Here is an 18,840-nt window from a genome sequence, read left to right on the forward strand (position 1 = left end):
CCCTAAAGGGGGTATAATTCAAAGCAGGCTTAGCCCCCCTTCAGGGGGGGTGGGGGGCAAAAAATAAGAAAATAAGAAATGTATTAATCAAACTTAATAATTAACATCATGGCAAAAATTGATTTTGGCGGCGTTGTGGAAAATGTAGTAACAAGAGAAGAATTTTCACTTGCAAAAGCCCGCGAAGTTCTTAAAAATGAGGTGGTAGCAGTTATCGGATATGGAGTACAGGGACCAGCCCAGGCTCTTAATATGAAAGATAACGGCATTAATGTCATTATCGGACAGGCACCCGAGTTTAAAGCCGATTGGGACAAAGCTGTAAAGGATGGATTTGTTCCCGGAAAAACTCTCTTCCCTATTGAAGAGGCTGTAAAAAAAGGAACTGTAATTCAATACCTTGTTTCAGATGCTGCCCAGAGAATTTTATGGCCGGTTCTGAAACCATGTTTAAAGAAAGGAGATGCTCTCTATTTCTCGCATGGTTTCTCCATTACATACAAAGAACATACAGGAGTTATTCCTCCGGCAGATGTTGATGTTATTCTTGTTGCCCCGAAAGGTTCAGGCACTAGTGTAAGACGCAATTTCCTTGCAGGTGCAGGTATTAACTCAAGCTATTCGGTATTCCAGGATTTCACAGGAAGAGCTGAAGAGCGTACAATAGCTCTCGGAATAGCAATTGGCTCAGGTTACCTCTTCCCTACTACATTTGAACAGGAAGTTTACAGCGATCTTACAGGAGAACGTGGTGTACTGATGGGTGCACTTGCCGGTATAATGGATGCACAGTACCAGGTATTACGCGAAAACGGACATAGCCCTTCTGAAGCTTTCAATGAGACAGTTGAGGAACTGACACAGAGCCTTATCCGTCTTGTCGACGAAAAAGGAATGGACTGGATGTATGCGAATTGCAGTGCCACAGCACAGCGCGGAGCACTCGACTGGAGACCCAAGTTTAAAGCTGCAACTCTGCCTGTCTTCACCGACCTTTATAACAAAGTCAAATCAGGTGAAGAATGTGTAAGGGTTCTGAAATCTACCGGTGCACCAAACTACAAAGAAGTACTTGACAAGGAACTTGGAGAACTTGGCAATTCAGAGATGTGGAGAGCTGGTGCTGCAGTGAGAAAACTGAGACCAATCAAGTAATAATTTTTTACAAATAATATACAGAACATGGACGATAAGGTCATTATTTTCGATACCACCCTGAGAGATGGTGAACAGGTACCCGGATGCCAGTTAAACACAATTGAAAAGATTGAAGTCGCCCAGGCTCTAGAAGCCCTGGGAGTCGATGTCATCGAAGCCGGCTTCCCTATCTCAAGTCCCGGCGATTTCAAGTCGGTTGTTGAAATATCAAAGGCAGTTTCAAATCCGGTGATTTGTGCACTCACAAGGGCTGTCAAAAAAGATATTGAGGTTGCTGCAGAGGCTCTTCAATATGCAAAAAGGAAGAGGATTCATACTGGTATCGGAACCTCATCCTTCCATATTAAGTATAAAATCAAGACAACTCCTGAGGAGATTATAAAAAGAGCTGCTGATGCTGTTAAATATGCAAGAAAATTTGTTGATGATGTTGAGTTCTATGCAGAAGACGCAGGAAGAAGTGAAAACGAATACCTTGCAAAAGTAATTGAAGCAGTTATAAAAGCTGGTGCTACAGTAGTTAACATCCCTGATACAACAGGCTACTGTCTCCCTGAGGAGTATGGACAAAAGATTAAGTATCTGAGAGATAATGTTCCGAATATCGACAAAGCAATTATTTCTACACATTGCCACAACGATCTTGGAATGGCTACTGCCAATACAATGATGGGTATTATTAACGGTGCACGCCAGGTTGAGGTAACTATTAATGGTATTGGCGAACGGGCAGGAAACACTTCGCTCGAGGAGATTGCCATGATTATAAAAAGCCACCATAATCTCAATCTTCGCACAGATATCAATACAAAACTGATATACAGTACCAGCAGGCTCGTTTCAACACTTATGAGTATGCCTGTTCAGGCCAACAAAGCAATTGTTGGAAGAAATGCCTTCGCTCACTCTTCTGGTATTCATCAGGACGGTGTTCTGAAAAACAGGGAAAACTACGAAATAATTGATCCTGTTGAAGTTGGTATAAAAGAGTCTTCAATAATCCTGACTGCCAGAAGCGGCAGAGCTGCCCTGAACCACAGGCTTGAACTCCTTGGTTTTAAATTTGGCAAGGAAGAGATTGATGATATTTACCACCGCTTCCTCACTCTTGCTGATAAGAAGAAAGATATCAACGATGAGGATATCAGGATTCTCGCCGGTGAGGTTTTCCAGGGTGAAAAGTCAATGAAACTCGATCTGCTTCAGGTCTCATGCGGCAAATCATTGATTCCTGTAGCTACTGTTGGCATGAAAATAAATGGTGAGGTTCATTATGCAACATCATCAGGCAATGGCCCAATAGATGCCTCTTTTACTGCAGTTAAACAACTGATCAGCAAGACAGTACATCTCGAGGAATTTCTTATACAGGCTATTACCAAAGGCAGTGATGACCTGGGTAAGGTGCACATACAGGTTGAACATCAGGGCAAAATGTACTATGGCTTCTCAGCAAATACTGATATTATAACAGCTTCTGTTGAAGCATTTATTGATGCTCTTGCTAAAATACAATAGAGTAACATATTGATTAATTCCCTCTGTGTAACTCCTTAATCAATAAGGGGTGAGACTCTGTGTAAGTTCTTAAAAAAGTTACACAGAGAGACACTGAGAAGACACAGAGTGACACAGAGAAAAAGATGAAAAATTGAAAGCAAAAACACTTTTTGATAAAATCTGGGACGGCCACGTGGTGCGCTCCATAGAAGATGGCCCCGATGTTCTGTATATCGACAGGCACTTCATACATGAAGTAACAAGTCCTCAGGCATTTAATGGCCTGAAGGAACGCGGGATCCCTGTATTCAGACCCGATAAAACACTTGCTACTGCCGACCATAACATCCCGACACAGAATCAGCACATGCAGATTCGCGATGAGTTATCGCGTAACCAGGTAGAAAGGCTCACCGAAAATTGCAAGAAACACGGAATCGAATTATTCGGTCTGAACCATTCCAAAAACGGAATAGTGCATGTTATAGGTCCCGAACTTGGATATACCCTTCCGGGAATGACAATCGTGTGTGGCGACAGCCATACATCCACGCATGGTGCTTTTGGAACAATTGCTTTTGGTATCGGAACAAGCGAGGTTGAAATGGTTCTTGCCACTCAGTGTATCCTTCAGCCAAAGCCTAAGAAAATGAAGATTACCCTTAATGGCAAGCTTCAGAAAGGAGTTACTTCCAAAGACATTATCATGTACATTATTGCGGAGATCTCTGCAAGCGGTGCGACAGGTTATTTTGTTGAATATTGCGGTCGGGCAATCACCAGCCTCAGTATGGAAGCAAGAATGACTATCTGTAACATGAGTATTGAGATGGGCGCACGCGGCGGATTGATAGCTCCCGACGAAATCACCTTCGACTACCTTAGGAAGCTTCCCGCAGTAAGGGATGTTGAAAACCTGAACAGGGCTATTGCGGAGTGGAAATATCTGAAGAGCGATGAGGATGCTGTATTTGATAAAGAGCTGGTTTTTGATGCTGCAGCTATAAAACCGATGATCACCTATGGCACAAACCCGGGAATGGGTATGGCTATAGACAGCACTATACCCTTGTCTGAGGTAAAAGATGAAAAAGCATCTGCTTCTTTTATCAAATCTCTTGATTACATGGGATTTAAACCGGGAATGAAACTTCTTGGACATCCAATAAATTATGTATTTATCGGAAGCTGCACAAATGGCAGAATTGAAGATTTCAGGGCCTTTGCTGAAATAATTAAAGGGAGGAAAAAAGCAGACAATGTAACCGCACTGATTGTTCCAGGCTCCAAAAAAGTTGAAGAACAGATGGTTGCAGAAGGACTGATAGATATATATAAAAAAGCAGGATTCGAGGTAAGACAACCGGGTTGTTCATCATGCCTTGCTATGAATGAGGATAAAATTCCTGTCGGGAAATACGCTGTATCAACCTCGAACAGAAATTTTGAAGGCAGACAGGGACCGGGTGCGCGCACTATGCTTGCCAGTCCTCTGACAGCTGCAGCCGCCGCAATTACCGGTAAGATTTCTGATCCAAGAGACTTTCTTTCTAATTCAAAAGCTTAAAATAATCTGATATGGCAAAAGTAAAATTCGATATTCTTGAGTCAACATGCGTTCCTTTACCACTGGAAAATGTTGATACCGATCAGATCATACCGGCTCGTTTTCTTAGTGCCACCTCAAGAGAGGGTTTCGGCGATAATCTTTTCCGCGACTGGAGATACCTGAAGAGCGGAGAGAAGAATAGTGAGTTCATACTCAATAATCCTAAATTCGGAGGTAAAGTTCTTGTAGCCGGAAAAAACTTCGGAAGCGGATCGAGCAGGGAGCATGCTGTATGGGCAATTTTTGATTACGGTTTCAGAGCCGTTATATCAAGCTTCTTTGCCGATATTTTTATGAATAATTCCCTGAATAACGGCTTGCTACCTATAGTTGTTTCTGATGAGTTTCTAAAAAAACTTCAGGAATCAATACTGAAAAACCCATCAGAAAAAGTCAGGATAGATCTTGATAAACAATCACTTACAGTACTTTCAACCGGAGATACCGTAAAGTTCTCAATTAATCCTTATAAGAAAGAGTGTCTTCTTAAAGGACTTGATGATATCGACTTTCTTCTGAGCATGAAGAGTCAGATAACAAGCTATGAAAAAAATAAAAATCTGGTGAAATGAGAGTTGAAATAATGGATACCACCCTGAGGGATGGGGAACAAACACAAGGGGTGTCTTATACACCTCTCGAAAAGCTTCATATAGCAAAGCTCCTTCTCAGGGATCTGAAAGTCGACCGTATTGAGGTAGCATCGGCCAGAGTGTCATCGGGAGAATTCGAGGCTCTGAATAAAATTACAGAATGGGCCAGGCATAATAATCTTCACAGGAAGGTTGAAGTATTAGGCTTTGTTGATGGTGATATCTCACTGAACTGGATAAATGATGCAGGTGGAAAAGTTGTTAATCTTCTGTGTAAAGGTTCATTAAGACATTTAGAAAAACAATTAAGAAAAACACCCGAACAGCATGTTTCTGACATTAAGGGAATTATCAGTAAAGCTGATATTCTTGAGATGGATGTAAATATTTACCTCGAGGATTGGTCGAACGGTATGATCAATTCACCCGAATATGTATTCTTCATGCTCGATGCATTAAAAGATGAGAATATCGTACGATTCATGCTTCCGGATACTCTCGGCATCCTTAATACAGAACAAACCTATGATTTCTGCAAACAGACTGTAGACAGGTACCCGAATCTTCATTTTGACTTTCATGCACATAACGATTATGATCTGGCTGTTGCCAATGTCTATTCCGCAGTCAAAGCAGGTGTAAAAGGCATTCATACTACTGTTAACGGGTTGGGAGAAAGAGCAGGAAATGCACCTCTCTCCAGTGTGATTGGTGTTCTCCGCGATCAGCTTCACGCAGAAACAGGTGTGAATGAATTTGAAATTACCAATACAAGTAAAATAGTAGAAACATTCAGCGGTATCAGAATCCCGGTTAACAAACCTGTAATCGGTGAAAATGTGTTTACTCAGTGCTCGGGAATACATGCCGATGGCGATAACAAAGACAACCTTTATTATAATAATCTTCTTCCTGAACGTTTTGGAAGAAAAAGGAAGTATGCACTTGGAAAACAATCGGGAAAAGCAACTATTAAAAGGAACCTTGAAGATTTCGGTCTTTTCCTCGATCCCGAATCGCTTTCAAAAGTGACTCAGAGAGTTATTGAACTCGGAGACAAAAAAGAGAATGTTACTCCGGAAGACCTTCCGTTCATCATTGCCGATGTGCTTGGCAGTGATCAGATCAACTATAAGATATTCATAAAAAACTATTCATTGTCCCTATCCTACGGCTTGAAACCTTCAGCAAATATTCAGGTTGAGATAGATGGCAATCTATATCAGGAGACCTCTTCGGGCGATGGCCAGTACGATGCTTTTATGAAAGCACTGAGATTGATTTATGACAAACTCGGAAAACAATATCCCGCACTTACCGATTATCAGGTATCTATACCTCCGGGAGGAGCAACTGATGCATTTGTGGAAACAGTAATTACATGGGACTTCAACGGCAAGGAATTCAAAACAAAAGGTCTCGATGCAGATCAGACTGAATCGGCAATAAAAGCTACCGAAAGGATGCTTAATATTATTGAGAATCTAGAACAGAAAACAGTAGGTGATAATATATTAACAAACGTAACGAATGGATTTTAAGATCGCAGTATTACCCGGCGACGGAATCGGTCCGGAGATAATAGAACAGGCAAAAAAAGTTGTATCCGCTGTCGGAAAAAAATTCAACCATAATTTTATTTTTAACCATGCTCTTGTCGGGGCTATAGCAATTGACAAAACAGGTAATCCGTTACCTGCAGAGACTCTGGAACTCTGCAAATCGTCTGATGCTGTTTTGTTCGGTGCAATAGGCGATCCTAAATACGATAATAACCCTGCCGCTAAGGTTCGTCCCGAACAGGGATTACTTGCTATGAGAAAAGAACTCGGACTTTATGCAAATGTCAGGCCGGTATCCACTTTCCCGTCACTTATCGACAAATCACCGTTAAAGAAAGAACTAGTACAGGGTGTTGACATTATGATGATTAGAGAACTTACCGGTGGCATTTATTTCGGGAAACCCCAGGGAAGATCTGAGGATGGTAATACAGCTTATGACTCATGTGTCTACAGCCGCTATGAAATAGAACGTGTTGTCAGACTGGCATGTGAGTATGCAATGAAACGTTCAAAGAAAGTCACTGTTGTTGACAAGGCCAATGTTCTTGCAACATCAAGGTTGTGGAGAGAAACAGCTGCCGCAGTCGGCAAAGAATACAGTGAAGTGACAATGGATTATATGTTCGTTGATAATGCAGCCATGCAGCTCATTCAGTGGCCGGCTAAATTCGATGTTATTGTAACAGAAAATATGTTCGGAGATATATTATCCGATGAAGCCAGTGTCCTCACCGGTTCACTTGGATTGCTTCCTTCCGCTTCAGTCGGACTTCTTACATCAGTCTTTGAACCTATTCATGGCTCATATCCCCAGGCTGCAGGCAAAAATATTGCAAACCCCCTCGGAACAATTCTCTCAGCAGCTATGATGTTCGATCTTGCATTCGGACTGAAAAAGGAGTCGGAAGCCATAGTATCTGCAGTTGAGAAATCAATTGAGGCTGATTATGTTACTGTCGATCTTAACAAGGAGAAACCAAGATCCACATCAGAAGTAGGCGACTGGATTGCAAACTTTATTAGCCCCCAAACCCCCTAAAGGGGGCTTAGAATGGATCCTGTTTAAAGCCCCCCTTCAGGGGGGTTTGGGGGCAGTATCTCCAGGGGTTTTATCACTTTTTTATCAGTTTTTATATTTTTTATTAATTTTTCTGTATCTTTGCATTCAAATTTTAAAGAAATGATCAACAATTCCATACATCATCATCATCATACTTGCTCTCAGGCGAGGAGATAATGATATGTGTGTATATAAAAATATCATAAACCCGTCTGAGCAGATCAGACGGGTTTTTATTTTCCCGAAAGGTTTGCTCAGACATATACGGAAACACTAAAATGAGTAAACTTAAAATTGCAATTCAGAAAAGCGGCAGACTTAGCGAAAATTCTAAAAAACTTCTCGAGGAGTGCGGAATAAAATTTTCTAACGGTGTCAGCGTTTTAAAAACCTCGGCAAAAAATTTCCCTGTCGAACTTCTTTTTCTCAGGGATGACGACATTCCGCAATATGTTGAGCAGCAGGTGGCTGACATTGGTATTCTTGGCGAGAACATGGTCTTCGAAAAGAATAAAAACGTTACAATAATAGAACAACTTGGATTCGCCCAGTGCAGGCTGAGTCTTGCTATCCCAAAGGAGGATTCTTACCCGGGGGTTAAATATTTCATGAATAAAAAGATAGCAACCAGCTACCCGAGGATCCTTACCGATTTCCTGCAAAAAAATAATATCAAAGCTGAGATTGAAGAGATCAGTGGCAGTGTTGAGATAGCCCCCGGAATTGGATTGGCTGATGCCGTTTGTGATATTGTCAGCTCAGGCAGTACTCTGCTTACCAATGGATTACACGAAGTGGAAACTATTCTGAAAAGCCAGGCTGTAATAATAAGCAATAAAAACCTGGATAAGGAAAAAGAAGCAATTCTGGAAAGGCTGATTTTCAGGATCAGGTCAGTAAAGAACGCAAATGAAAACAAATATATTCTTCTCAATGCACCCGAATCTGCCATTCAGAAAATCTGTTCAATCCTACCCGGGATGAAGAGCCCTACGATTGTACCTTTGGTGGAAAAAGGCTGGTGCAGTCTGCACTCTGTCGTTAAAGAGGACGAGTTCTGGGAAAGAATTGACCAGCTCAAACAGGCCGGCGCAGAAGGTATCCTTGTGATTCCAATTGAAAAAATGATACTGTAATGAAGATTATTTTAAATCCTCAAAGGTCTGACTGGAACATGCTGTGCACTCGTCCCGGAATTGATACCTCCGTACTCGAAACTCAGGTAAAGGAGATCATTAGCAGTGTAAGGTTGGAGAAAGACAGAGCTCTTCAGAGACTATCCCAAAAATTTGATGGTACTCCTGCAGGAAATATAAAGGCATCATTAGTCGAAGTAATTGAAGCTGAAGGCCTTATTTCAGAAGAACTTAAAAGGGCAATCATAGCTGCTAAAAAGAACATTGAGAAATTCCATTCAGTACAGCTCTCACAGGAACCGGTTGTTGAGATCTCTGAAGGGATAAAATGCTGGAGAAAAAGTGTTGCAATTGAAAAAGTGGGTCTTTACATTCCGGGAGGCAGCGCTCCCCTCTTTTCGACTCTGCTTATGCTGGGCATACCTGCAAAATTAGCCGGCTGCAATCAGATTGTTGTATGCACACCTGCAGGCATTAATGGCAAAATCAATCCTGTTATACTCTTTACAGCTAAGTTGTTAGGGATAAGTGAAATATACAAAGCCGGAGGTGCTCAGGCTATAGCTGCAATGGCTTGTGGTACTGAAACCATTCCAAAAGTGTATAAGATTTTCGGACCCGGAAATCAGTATGTTACAAAGGCAAAAGAACTTGTACAGCTCGAAGGGACAGCTATTGACATGCCGGCCGGACCAAGTGAAGTTCTTGTCATTGCAGATAAAAATGCTGACGCAGAATTCATTGCCGCCGACCTCCTTTCGCAGGCAGAGCATGGACCTGATAGTCAGGTTATTATGCTATCTGATAATCAGGAACTTATACATAAAGTTAAAAGTGAAGTTGAAAAACAGGTAATGCAACTGCCGAGAAAAGAGATAGCCTTAAAAGCCCTGGAAAACAGTCGATATATACTATTAGGAGATATTGATGAATGCATTGACTTCAGCAACGCCTATGCCCCGGAGCACCTTATAATCAGCACAAGTGATGCTAATAAAATAGCAGATAAAATAATAAATGCAGGATCAGTATTTCTTGGTAAATATAGCTGTGAAAGTGCAGGAGACTATGCATCAGGCACAAACCATACTCTGCCTACAAACGGATATGCACGAAATTACAGCGGAGTTTCAGTTGATAGTTTCATGAAAAAAATAACATTTCAGGAAATCACCGCAGATGGCCTGGAAATCCTGGGACCAGCTATTGAAATCATGGCTGAAGCGGAGAATCTTTCAGGACATAAGAATGCAGTCAGTATAAGATTAAAAAGCTTAAAAAATGGTTGATATTAAGACACTTGTCAGGGAAAATGTTCTAAATCTGACACCCTACTCATGTGCAAGGGATGAGTTCAAGGGAAAGAATGGAGTTTTTATGGATGCAAATGAAAATCCATACGGAAAACTTAACAGATATCCCGATCCCTATCAGAAGGAACTGAAAGCTGCAATTTCAGAGATAAAAGGTATTTCTGAGGAAAACATTTTCCTGGGAAATGGAAGTGACGAAATTATAGACCTGTGCTTCAGGGTATTCTGCAACCCGGGGACTGATAAAGCCCTGACCTTTACTCCCACATACGGAATGTATGAGGTATCGGCTGCTGTTAATGATATAACAGTAATTAAGGTCCCGCTTAATGAAAAGTTCCAGATCGACCTTGCAGCAGCAAAGACTCATCTGACTGATAAAAACCTAAAGCTCATTTTCGTATGCTCTCCGAATAACCCTACTGGAAATGCCATGAAATATTCAGATGTGGAATTTATAATCAGGAGTTTCAATGGCATTGTGGTAATTGATGAAGCTTACATAGATTTCAGCGATAAGCCTTCATTTTTGAATATTGTAGAGAAGTATCCTAACCTTATAGTAATGCAGACTTTCAGTAAAGCATTTGGTCTGGCCGCAGTAAGAGTAGGTATGGCATTTATGAATAAGTCTGTAATTCAATATTTTAACAAGCTTAAGCCGCCGTATAATATAAGTACAATCAATCAGAATGCTGCCTTAAGGAAGCTCACATTAACAGGCGAAGTTAAAAAACAGATTGCAGGTATCAGGAAAGAAAGAGAAAGGGTAATAAATACCCTTAAGAAAATGAAAATAGCAGAAGAGATATACCCAACTGATGCTAACTTCGTACTCATTAAAGTAAAAGACTCTACTGCGGTTTATAACAGACTGGTAAGCGAAAATATAATAATCAGAAACAGACACAGCGTGGTAAAAAACTGCTTACGTATTACTATCGGAAAAAAAACAGAAAACGACTGCCTTCTGAAAGCATTAAATACAATTTCAATATGAAAAAAGTACTCTTTATCGACAGGGATGGCACCATAATCATTGAACCTGCAGATGAACAGGTGGATAGTTTTGAGAAGTTGACTTTCCTGCCCTCAGCCATTACCTGCTTGTCAAAAATTGCCAGAGAGACTGATTTCGAACTGGTAATGGTTACAAATCAGGATGGTCTTGGAACTGATATTCATCCTGAGGAAACATTCTGGCCTGTACACAATAAAATGCTTGAAATACTTAAGGGTGAAGGAGTTGTGTTTAAAGAGATTTTTATCGATAAGACTACACCTGAACAAATGGCTCCAACAAGAAAACCTGGAACTGCTATGCTGGTGAAATACCTTTCTCAGGGAATAGATCTTGAATCATCGTATGTTATCGGTGACAGACTTACTGATGTTAAGCTGGCTGAAAATCTCGGATGCAAAGCAATCTTTATTGGTAACAGCCAGGTTCAGGAAGCTTCTTTATCTACCACCGACTGGAATGAGATTTACAAATTTCTGAAACAGATCCCCCGTACTGGAAAAACTGTGAGAAAAACATCGGAAACTGATATACTGATTGAGCTCAATCTTGACGGATCAGGTATAAGCAGAATTGATACCGGTATCGGCTTCTTCGACCATATGCTCGAACAGATCGCACGTCATGGAAACATCGATCTGGAAATAAAAGTAAAAGGTGACCTCAATATTGATGAACATCATACCGTGGAAGACGTTGCAATAACCCTGGGAGAGACGATACTTAAAGCTATTGGCGGGAAAAAGGGTATTGAGCGATACAGCTTTGTATTGCCAATGGACGATTGCCTGGCACAGGTTGCTCTCGATTTCGGAGGAAGGCCATGGCTCATCTGGGATGTAAATTTTACAAGAGAAAAGGTAGGCGAATTACCTTCAGAGATGTTCTTTCATTTCTTTAAGTCGTTCAGCGACAATGCGAAATGTAACCTCAACATAAAAGCTGAAGGTGAGAATGAACACCATAAAATAGAGGCAATTTTCAAAGCATTCGCAAAAGCAATAAAAAATGCGGTAAAACAGACAGATAACTTTAACTTGCCATCAACTAAAGGGAGCCTATGATTGCAATTCTGAAATATAATGCAGGAAACATCAAATCAGTGCAGAACGCATTGACCCGTCTTGGATTTGACAGCATAATAACTGATGATCCTGATGAGCTGAAAAACGCTGATAAAGTAATATTTCCGGGAGTTGGCGAGGCAAGTTCAGCGATGAAGTACCTTACAGAAAGAGGTCTCGACAAAACAATTGTATCATTGACTAATCCTGTGCTTGGCATCTGTCTTGGTATGCAGCTGATGTGCCGCTATACTGAAGAAGGAGACACCAGGTGCCTTGGAATATTTGATGCTGATGTAAGGCTTTTTCCGAAGGTTGAAAAAATACCGCACATGGGATGGAATAATTTTCTTACTCTGAAAGGAGATCTTTTCAGGAATATTTCACCGGATGATGATGTATATTATGTACACAGCTATTATGCAGAAATCTGTTCCTCAACATCCGCTACATGCGATTACATACTTCCCTTCAGTGCGAGTATGCAAAAAGAGAATTTCTATGCCACACAATTTCATCCTGAGAAATCGGCTGAAGTCGGAGAACTGATCCTTAAAAACTTCCTGGAATTATGAGAATAATAGTAGCACTTGATATTATAGGCGGAAAATGTGTAAGGCTTACACGCGGTGACTTCAGTACAAAAAAAGTATATAATGAAGATCCCCTGGAAGTTGCAAAAATGGTTGAGGACAACGGGATAAAATATCTTCATCTTGTCGATCTTGACGGGGCCAAAAACAAGAAAATAGAAAACCTGGTACTTCTTCAGAAAATTGCAGGCAAGACCAATCTTAAAATTGATTTTGGCGGAGGACTCAGATCTTATGAAGATATCATCTCAGTCCTGAGTGCAGGTGCCAGACAGGTTACCCTTGGAAGCATCGCTGCGAACGAACCAGAGCTGTTTGTTGACTGGCTAAAGAAACTTGGACAGGAAAAGCTTATCCTTGGAGCAGACTGTATCGACAGAAAAGTATCTACTGAAGGGTGGCTTGAAAACTCTGATATTGACATTATTAACTTTATCAGAGAATACCGGTCAAAAGGAGTTAAATATACAGTTTGTACCGACATTAAAAAGGACGGTATGCTTCAGGGACCATCCACTGATCTGTATAAGGAGATTCTTGAAAAGGTAAAGATCAAACTTATTGCAAGCGGTGGTATCTCCTCATTAGCTGATATACATGAACTCAGAGAGGCCGGTTGCGAAGGAGCAATTATAGGAAAGGCTGTTTATGAAGGGAAGATAACATTGAAAGAATTAGGCAGACTATGTTAAAAAGGCGAATAATTCCGTGTCTCGATATTAAAGACGGAAGAACAGTAAAAGGAGTAAACTTTCTTAACCTGAGAGATGCCGGCGATCCTGTTGAGCTGGCCAAAGAGTATGTAAAACAGGGGGCAGATGAACTGGTATTTCTCGATATTACTGCAACAATTGAGAACCGGAAAGCACTGGCCGGACTAGTTGAGAGGATCGCAGCAGAAATAAATATCCCTTTTACAGTGGGTGGAGGTATTGATAATGTGGAGGATGTAGCCGTACTTGTTAAAGCCGGAGCCGATAAAATAACTGTTAACTCATCAGCTGTGAAACGTCCGGAACTCATCTCAGAAATAGCAGCCGAATTCGGAAATCAGTGCATTGTAGCAGCAATTGACACAAAATTTGTTGATGATGAATGGATTGTTTTTGTCAATGGTGGACGTACTCCGACTGAGCTGAGAACAGTAAACTGGGCGCAGAGGGTTGAAGAACTGGGTGCAGGCGAGATTCTGCTGACCTCTATGAATAATGACGGAATGAAGACAGGTTTCTCACTTGAGATCACGAGTGATGTAAGCAGAAGTGTCAATATCCCGGTTATTGCATCAGGAGGGGCTGGAACAAGGCACCACTTTAAACAGGTGTTCTGTAATTCGGATTGCAGTGCAGCACTGGCTGCCAGCATTTTTCACTTCGGTGAAATAACTATTCCTGATTTAAAAAAATACCTCAGAAATGAAAACATTGCAGTCAGATAAAACACCTCTGTGTAACTCTGTGATAGCCTGAGCTTGCCGAAGGCCTCTGTGTAGCTCTGTGACAGTTCTTAAAAATAGTTACACAGAGATACACTGAGAAGACACAGAGAACCACAGAGAAAACCAGGAATGAATACTTATTATTATGGAAAATATAGATTTCAAAAAAGGAAACGGACTGGTACCGGTTGTTATTCAGGACAATAACACACTGCAGGTGCTGATGGTTGGATATATGAATGAAGAGGCACTGATGAAGACTGAATCAGAGGGAAAGGTCACATTCTTCAGCCGGAGCAAAAATCGCCTGTGGACCAAAGGGGAAACCTCTGGTAACTTCCTGTTCGTAAAAGAGATCCTGGCAGATTGTGATAATGATTCAATTCTGATTAAAGTAGATCCTGCCGGTCCGGTGTGCCACACAGGAAGCACCGGATGTTTTGCAGAAGAGACTCCCAAAGGTTTTTTATATCAACTGGAACAAATTATTAATCAGCGCATTGACGAAGATGCAGTCGATTCGTATACAAACAAATTATATAAAAAAGGCATCAATAAAGTTGCCCAAAAAGTAGGTGAAGAGGCAGTTGAGCTGATAATTGAGGCGAAGGACAATAATGCCGACCTGTTTAAAAATGAAGCCGCCGACCTGCTATACCACTTGCTTATCTTACTTAAATCAAAAGGCACTGATCTGCAGAAAATTGAAAAGGTTCTGATGGAAAGACATAAGAAATAAAAAACAACCAGAAAGCTTATAAACTATTTTCCAGACTTTACAATTCTCGTCGGGACGACACTAATTTCAGGGCCTGAAAATTTCTTCATCCCTTCCCCGATAAAGAAACTTGTATTCGGAGGCTGGTTATACGCAACATTCTGAGTTGCAATCGCCAGCCTGTACTGTGGGTTGTGCATCAAAGTACGAAACCTGTATTTTGACGGGATCACAGTTGTATAGATTCTAAGATTTTTGTTGTCCGCAGTTCTGAATATTACCTCTTCACGCCAGTCACCAAAGAGATCGGCACTCAAGGCAGGTGTCGACTTTGAACCGTTATTCGAACTGCAACCCTCAGCAGTAAATATTCGGCCTGTTTTGTACTTGTCAATATGATTTCCATCGAGCAATTCCCTCGTAAGGTCGGCATCCCACCAGATTAGAAAATTAGTAGAGGCAGGCATCTCCCCGATCCTCTCACCGGTCATACTGAACAAACCGCCTGAACCTGCCCACCACATCTCCGCACCCGGATTTGAAGGATCAATATCACCGGCTACTCCCCTGCCAACATCTTTATTCATTGAACCTTTATATAGTACTTCCCCGGTACGGGCGTCAAAAACTGCAACACCCGGACCTGTAGTGTTTTCTTCGATTTCGTGGATCCCGAACACCTGCAGCCCTCTTCTTCCCGGTATGAATTCCCCTACATGAATAGCATCGCCATGTCTGAATCCTGTTGAAAAGAGACCCTGCCCATTATCATCAACTACCATTGATCCATAAATAATCTCATCCCTGCCATCTCCGTCAACATCGGCAACGCTTAAATTATGATTACCCTGACCCGAATACGGATTTTCACCATCTTTACTGTCAAATACCCAGCGTGAAGATAGTTTTCCATCACGCCAGTCCCATGCAGTCAAAACAGATCTCCCGTAATAACCCCGGCACATTACAACACTAGGATGCACTCCATCGAGATATGCGACACAAGCAAGCATCCTGTCAACTCGGTTCCCTGTACTGTCGCCTCCGCCGTTTCCTCCATGACCGTTCCATCCATTTAAGGGGTAACGATTTGGTATATAATCTGTTGTGACAAGCGCCTCACCTGTCTTTCCACTGAAGATTGTAAAATACTCCGGGCCATCAAGAACCTTTCCATAAAAAGGGCCACTGTCTTTATTGAGGTTACGCCAGTCTTTTGTCGAATCACCAATTACTTTTCCGTTTCCATCAATTGTTCCATCGGCAGTTTTACATGCAAATTCTGCAATCCCGTCACTATCGAGGTCAAAAACCATGAACTGGGTATAATGAGCTCCTTCACGAATATTTCTGCCAAGGCTTATTTCCCACAGGAAAGTTCCGTCAGGCTCATATGCCTGAAAAATAGGAATCCCTGATATACCGGTAGAAGGAGTATCAATACTTCTGCCAGTTTGATGAAGAACAAGTTCATATTCGCCATCGCCATCAAGATCGCCTGCTGAAACGTCGTTTGGTGTGTAACCAGAGGGAGTTCTCAGTGGAATATTTAAATACTGCTGAACCGGAGAATTTGCCTTAAGAGTGTAAGATTCGCTTTTCTCCTGCTCTTTACCATTCAGAATAGCCCTTACATACCAGGAGTTATCTGTTAATAAATTAACAGTGGCATCAACATAATTTGTGCTTTCAGAAAGAGGTTTTTTATTGAGTTTTACCGGCTTCCCGTTTCCGCCCTGCCGGTATAAATTATATGCAACACCATCAGACTCAGTCCCAAGCATCCTCCATCCAATATAAACAGAATCTCCTGTTGTTCTAACAGCAATTAAGCCTCTGTTTAGGTTTTCCATTTGCCGCTGGGAGTAACCATAAGTTCCTGTACAAAGAAGGATAAAAGTCAGAATAAAAAAAATTGATACTTTCGATATGACCTTATTTATCATTATTTTATCATGTATAAAGAAAATTTAGTTCGCATGAAATTGTAATGTAAAAACTACTTTGTCTGAAATACAATATATGAATGAGGTTTAACAGTTACTTCATAGGACCTGACAGAATCATTTGGTCTGCCCCAGATTCGTCCATCCGGTACATCTTTGCCGGTAATTTCATCACCGGTAATAACATTGGATAGCTTAACAGTCTGTTTATCAGTAATAATTTTGATACTGACACTCTCCGGAAGGAATGATTCGACAATAAAAGATCCATTATCATAAACAAACAGACTTACCTGTGCCGGACCTTCAATCCTCACCTTTATGTCCTGTGTCAGAATATTGCGGATACGGTTCAGAACTGCCGCCGGAAGATTATAAAGATCTCCGAAATTTTCCGGAACAGTAAGGACAAAAAGCGAACCGTTAGCATATCTTGCCTGATGCAGAACCGGCCAGCCACTTCCAGATGCGAGACCTGAGATATCTTCCCAGGAATCATTTGTCAGAAAAGTAATCTGGGGAAAAAGTATATCTGTTTTAGCAATGGTTGTACCCATCCAGCCGGTGGCAAATTCTTTAACAAGTACCTTTCTATCGGTGTATTCGAGCTCAACAATATCCTCAATCCCCTTTCCCTGAAGTGCTCTTAGCAACCCGGATGTTATCATAACATTCTTCCCGGCCATCAATTGCCCTTTGATCCGCGTAACGATTTGAGGATCAAATTTTGCCGATTCTGTCAACAGGATCATTTTTGCATCTGTCGGGAATTCAGGTACAATTTCTACAGGGATCCCGGCCATACCCAGATAATTCTGAAGGAAATCCTCCCCTGAAGAGTTATAAGGCTTATAGCTCTTAATACCGATTGGTTTACCCAGCTGTCCGAGGAACTGATCTACTTTTTCAAACGTGTACCCTGCTGCCCGTGCTACTGTCGTAGGTGTTATTGTTTTCCCGTTTTCAGAAACTACAGGTTTAATCATTTCATCAAAATCGAAACTGGTTTGTGATCCTTGCCATTTGGCACGATCGGTTGGCCGGATAGGACGTTGTAACTGCCTGAAATCAAAAAGAGTAATCTCAGGTGCTTTTGCAAAAAGTGTTATCCATAACTGCTCGGCATAACGATCCATATAAAGCATACCGCCTGTATCAACCCAGCCTCCTCCATTACCGCCCGGTTTAATATTCTCAAAGTATCTGAAAATTCCATATCCCAGGTACTGCTGCAGATGCTGTCCGGCCATTACCGGATCGCGTGTTTCTGTCCCGGTATATATTCCGTCAAATAGCTTTGGTTCTGTCTCGAGATTAAAACCAAGTCCCTGAAAATGTTCATACCAGTTTGGGTATTTAACTACAACCTTAACCTTCGGATTGACTGCTTTGGCAGGCTTAAGAATAAGTTCTGTCGAAGCTTCAGTCATAAGTTTCAGCCGGTACTGTGTCCATGAAAGGTTTCCCTTCGCTTTAATACATAACTCGCATTTGCAGTTAGTAAAGAAGAAATCATCGAGGATAATCTCGTTAAAGTGCCTGGCGGTGTACTCTACTATCTCCTTAACTTTTTTCCGGTGTTCCGGATTTGAATAACAGAAAGTCTCAAAACGGTTACTTTCATTCACAGTAAGGGTTATCCCCCCTGCTGTTTTGATACCCCTGTCTTCAAAATATTTCTTAGCAGAGAGAAGTGTTTTTTCATCAACTACCAGCAGATCGCGATGAGTTTCAAGGTAGATCTTATCAACTTTTACCTGCCTTGATATTTCGTTCCAAATAGGATCAAGCCATGGCAGACTGTCCATTTTCTGCACCTCATAAGCGCGGGCATATACTGCCACTTTAAAGTTTTTATAATTTTCTGCATAAAGAGTAACTGATGCAAGACCAATTAAAAATGAAACAGTTAGGAATAATTTCTTCATAATTTTGATAATATATTTTACTACTGATTTTTATATTAAATGTATAAAATGTTCTAATAATCCCTTCAAAAACTTTCAGAATTATACTAATGCAATAAATCCGTCGGTTAAAACCGACGGCAATTGAGACAATTAATCAGATTATGCATATCAATTGAAAGCAATATATTTTTAACAGTTCATGATTTTATATACAAA

General features: G+C 41.2%; 16 protein-coding genes. 14 read left to right on the forward strand and 2 right to left on the reverse strand.

Annotated features, from left to right (window positions below; all coding sequences use genetic code 11):
* The first annotated feature begins 108 nt into the window (after positions 1 to 108).
* From ilvC to IPJ16_03945, 14 genes are all read left to right on the forward strand, one after another.
* On the forward strand, positions 109 to 1,155 hold the full coding sequence (gene ilvC / locus IPJ16_03880) for a ketol-acid reductoisomerase (GenBank protein MBK7626326.1): 1,047 nt from the start codon (positions 109 to 111) through the stop codon (positions 1,153 to 1,155).
* A gap of 27 nt (positions 1,156 to 1,182) precedes the next feature.
* Positions 1,183 to 2,676 (forward strand): 2-isopropylmalate synthase, encoded by a 1,494-nt coding sequence (locus IPJ16_03885; GenBank protein MBK7626327.1) that lies wholly within the window; start codon positions 1,183 to 1,185, stop codon positions 2,674 to 2,676.
* Between the two features lie 133 nt (positions 2,677 to 2,809).
* On the forward strand, positions 2,810 to 4,225 hold the full coding sequence (gene leuC, locus IPJ16_03890) for a 3-isopropylmalate dehydratase large subunit (GenBank protein MBK7626328.1): 1,416 nt from the start codon (positions 2,810 to 2,812) through the stop codon (positions 4,223 to 4,225).
* Between the two features lie 11 nt (positions 4,226 to 4,236).
* The gene (gene leuD / locus IPJ16_03895) at positions 4,237 to 4,839 is read left to right on the forward strand and encodes a 3-isopropylmalate dehydratase small subunit (GenBank protein ID MBK7626329.1); all 603 of its coding nucleotides are present in this window, start codon (positions 4,237 to 4,239) and stop codon (positions 4,837 to 4,839) included.
* A gap of 11 nt (positions 4,840 to 4,850) precedes the next feature.
* On the forward strand, positions 4,851 to 6,401 hold the full coding sequence (locus IPJ16_03900; protein ID MBK7626330.1) for a 2-isopropylmalate synthase: 1,551 nt from the start codon (positions 4,851 to 4,853) through the stop codon (positions 6,399 to 6,401).
* Positions 6,391 to 7,464 (forward strand): 3-isopropylmalate dehydrogenase, encoded by a 1,074-nt coding sequence (leuB, locus tag IPJ16_03905; GenBank protein MBK7626331.1) that lies wholly within the window; start codon positions 6,391 to 6,393, stop codon positions 7,462 to 7,464. The genes IPJ16_03900 and leuB overlap by 11 nt, the downstream gene beginning before the upstream one ends.
* Positions 7,465 to 7,763: 299 nt before the next feature.
* Positions 7,764 to 8,621: an ATP phosphoribosyltransferase gene (locus tag IPJ16_03910; protein MBK7626332.1), complete on the forward strand. Its 858-nt coding sequence runs from the start codon at positions 7,764 to 7,766 to the stop codon at positions 8,619 to 8,621.
* The gene (gene hisD, locus IPJ16_03915; protein MBK7626333.1) at positions 8,621 to 9,910 is read left to right on the forward strand and encodes a histidinol dehydrogenase; all 1,290 of its coding nucleotides are present in this window, start codon (positions 8,621 to 8,623) and stop codon (positions 9,908 to 9,910) included. The genes IPJ16_03910 and hisD overlap by 1 nt, the downstream gene beginning before the upstream one ends.
* Positions 9,903 to 10,934, forward strand: coding sequence for a histidinol-phosphate transaminase (gene hisC / locus IPJ16_03920; protein MBK7626334.1), 1,032 nt, complete (start codon positions 9,903 to 9,905; stop codon positions 10,932 to 10,934). The genes hisD and hisC overlap by 8 nt, the downstream gene beginning before the upstream one ends.
* Positions 10,931 to 12,019: a bifunctional histidinol-phosphatase/imidazoleglycerol-phosphate dehydratase HisB gene (gene hisB, locus IPJ16_03925; GenBank protein MBK7626335.1), complete on the forward strand. Its 1,089-nt coding sequence runs from the start codon at positions 10,931 to 10,933 to the stop codon at positions 12,017 to 12,019. The genes hisC and hisB overlap by 4 nt, the downstream gene beginning before the upstream one ends.
* A complete protein-coding gene (hisH, locus tag IPJ16_03930; protein MBK7626336.1) occupies positions 12,016 to 12,594 on the forward strand; it encodes an imidazole glycerol phosphate synthase subunit HisH in 579 nt (192 codons plus the stop codon). Before hisB ends, hisH begins: the two co-directional genes overlap by 4 nt.
* The gene (gene hisA / locus IPJ16_03935) at positions 12,591 to 13,304 is read left to right on the forward strand and encodes a 1-(5-phosphoribosyl)-5-[(5-phosphoribosylamino)methylideneamino]imidazole-4-carboxamide isomerase (GenBank protein ID MBK7626337.1); all 714 of its coding nucleotides are present in this window, start codon (positions 12,591 to 12,593) and stop codon (positions 13,302 to 13,304) included. The genes hisH and hisA overlap by 4 nt, the downstream gene beginning before the upstream one ends.
* On the forward strand, positions 13,298 to 14,050 hold the full coding sequence (gene hisF, locus IPJ16_03940; protein MBK7626338.1) for an imidazole glycerol phosphate synthase subunit HisF: 753 nt from the start codon (positions 13,298 to 13,300) through the stop codon (positions 14,048 to 14,050). Before hisA ends, hisF begins: the two co-directional genes overlap by 7 nt.
* Positions 14,051 to 14,195: 145 nt before the next feature.
* A complete protein-coding gene (locus tag IPJ16_03945) occupies positions 14,196 to 14,789 on the forward strand; it encodes a bifunctional phosphoribosyl-AMP cyclohydrolase/phosphoribosyl-ATP diphosphatase HisIE (protein MBK7626339.1) in 594 nt (197 codons plus the stop codon).
* A gap of 23 nt (positions 14,790 to 14,812) precedes the next feature.
* Here IPJ16_03945 and IPJ16_03950 read toward each other — a convergent pair whose 3' ends face one another.
* Both IPJ16_03950 and IPJ16_03955 read right to left on the reverse strand, forming a co-directional pair.
* Positions 14,813 to 16,714 (reverse strand): rhamnogalacturonan lyase, encoded by a 1,902-nt coding sequence (locus IPJ16_03950; protein MBK7626340.1) that lies wholly within the window; start codon positions 16,712 to 16,714, stop codon positions 14,813 to 14,815.
* 53 nt (positions 16,715 to 16,767) lie between these two features.
* The gene (locus IPJ16_03955) at positions 16,768 to 18,642 is read right to left on the reverse strand and encodes a hypothetical protein (GenBank protein MBK7626341.1); all 1,875 of its coding nucleotides are present in this window, start codon (positions 18,640 to 18,642) and stop codon (positions 16,768 to 16,770) included.
* Positions 18,643 to 18,840 lie beyond the last annotated feature (198 nt).

The sequence above is a fragment of the Bacteroidales bacterium genome (assembly GCA_016709865.1).
In the GTDB taxonomy this organism is placed as follows: domain Bacteria; phylum Bacteroidota; class Bacteroidia; order Bacteroidales; family VadinHA17; genus LD21.

Excerpts from the sequence above, each read along its gene's own strand:
- hisH (MBK7626336.1), top strand. The coding sequence starts at position 12,016 with ATGATTGCAATTCTGAAATATAATGCAGGAAACATCAAATCAGTGCAG.
- hisD (MBK7626333.1), top strand. The coding sequence starts at position 8,621 with ATGAAGATTATTTTAAATCCTCAAAGGTCTGACTGGAACATGCTGTGC.
- leuB (MBK7626331.1), top strand. The coding sequence starts at position 6,391 with ATGGATTTTAAGATCGCAGTATTACCCGGCGACGGAATCGGTCCGGAG.
- ilvC (MBK7626326.1), top strand. The coding sequence starts at position 109 with ATGGCAAAAATTGATTTTGGCGGCGTTGTGGAAAATGTAGTAACAAGA.
- hisC (MBK7626334.1), top strand. The coding sequence starts at position 9,903 with ATGGTTGATATTAAGACACTTGTCAGGGAAAATGTTCTAAATCTGACA.
- IPJ16_03950 (MBK7626340.1), bottom strand. The coding sequence starts at position 16,714 with ATGATAAATAAGGTCATATCGAAAGTATCAATTTTTTTTATTCTGACT.
- hisB (MBK7626335.1), top strand. The coding sequence starts at position 10,931 with ATGAAAAAAGTACTCTTTATCGACAGGGATGGCACCATAATCATTGAA.
- leuD (MBK7626329.1), top strand. The coding sequence starts at position 4,237 with ATGGCAAAAGTAAAATTCGATATTCTTGAGTCAACATGCGTTCCTTTA.
- IPJ16_03885 (MBK7626327.1), top strand. The coding sequence starts at position 1,183 with ATGGACGATAAGGTCATTATTTTCGATACCACCCTGAGAGATGGTGAA.
- IPJ16_03945 (MBK7626339.1), top strand. The coding sequence starts at position 14,196 with ATGGAAAATATAGATTTCAAAAAAGGAAACGGACTGGTACCGGTTGTT.
- IPJ16_03955 (MBK7626341.1), bottom strand. The coding sequence starts at position 18,642 with ATGAAGAAATTATTCCTAACTGTTTCATTTTTAATTGGTCTTGCATCA.
- IPJ16_03910 (MBK7626332.1), top strand. The coding sequence starts at position 7,764 with ATGAGTAAACTTAAAATTGCAATTCAGAAAAGCGGCAGACTTAGCGAA.
- IPJ16_03900 (MBK7626330.1), top strand. The coding sequence starts at position 4,851 with ATGGATACCACCCTGAGGGATGGGGAACAAACACAAGGGGTGTCTTAT.
- hisF (MBK7626338.1), top strand. The coding sequence starts at position 13,298 with ATGTTAAAAAGGCGAATAATTCCGTGTCTCGATATTAAAGACGGAAGA.
- hisA (MBK7626337.1), top strand. The coding sequence starts at position 12,591 with ATGAGAATAATAGTAGCACTTGATATTATAGGCGGAAAATGTGTAAGG.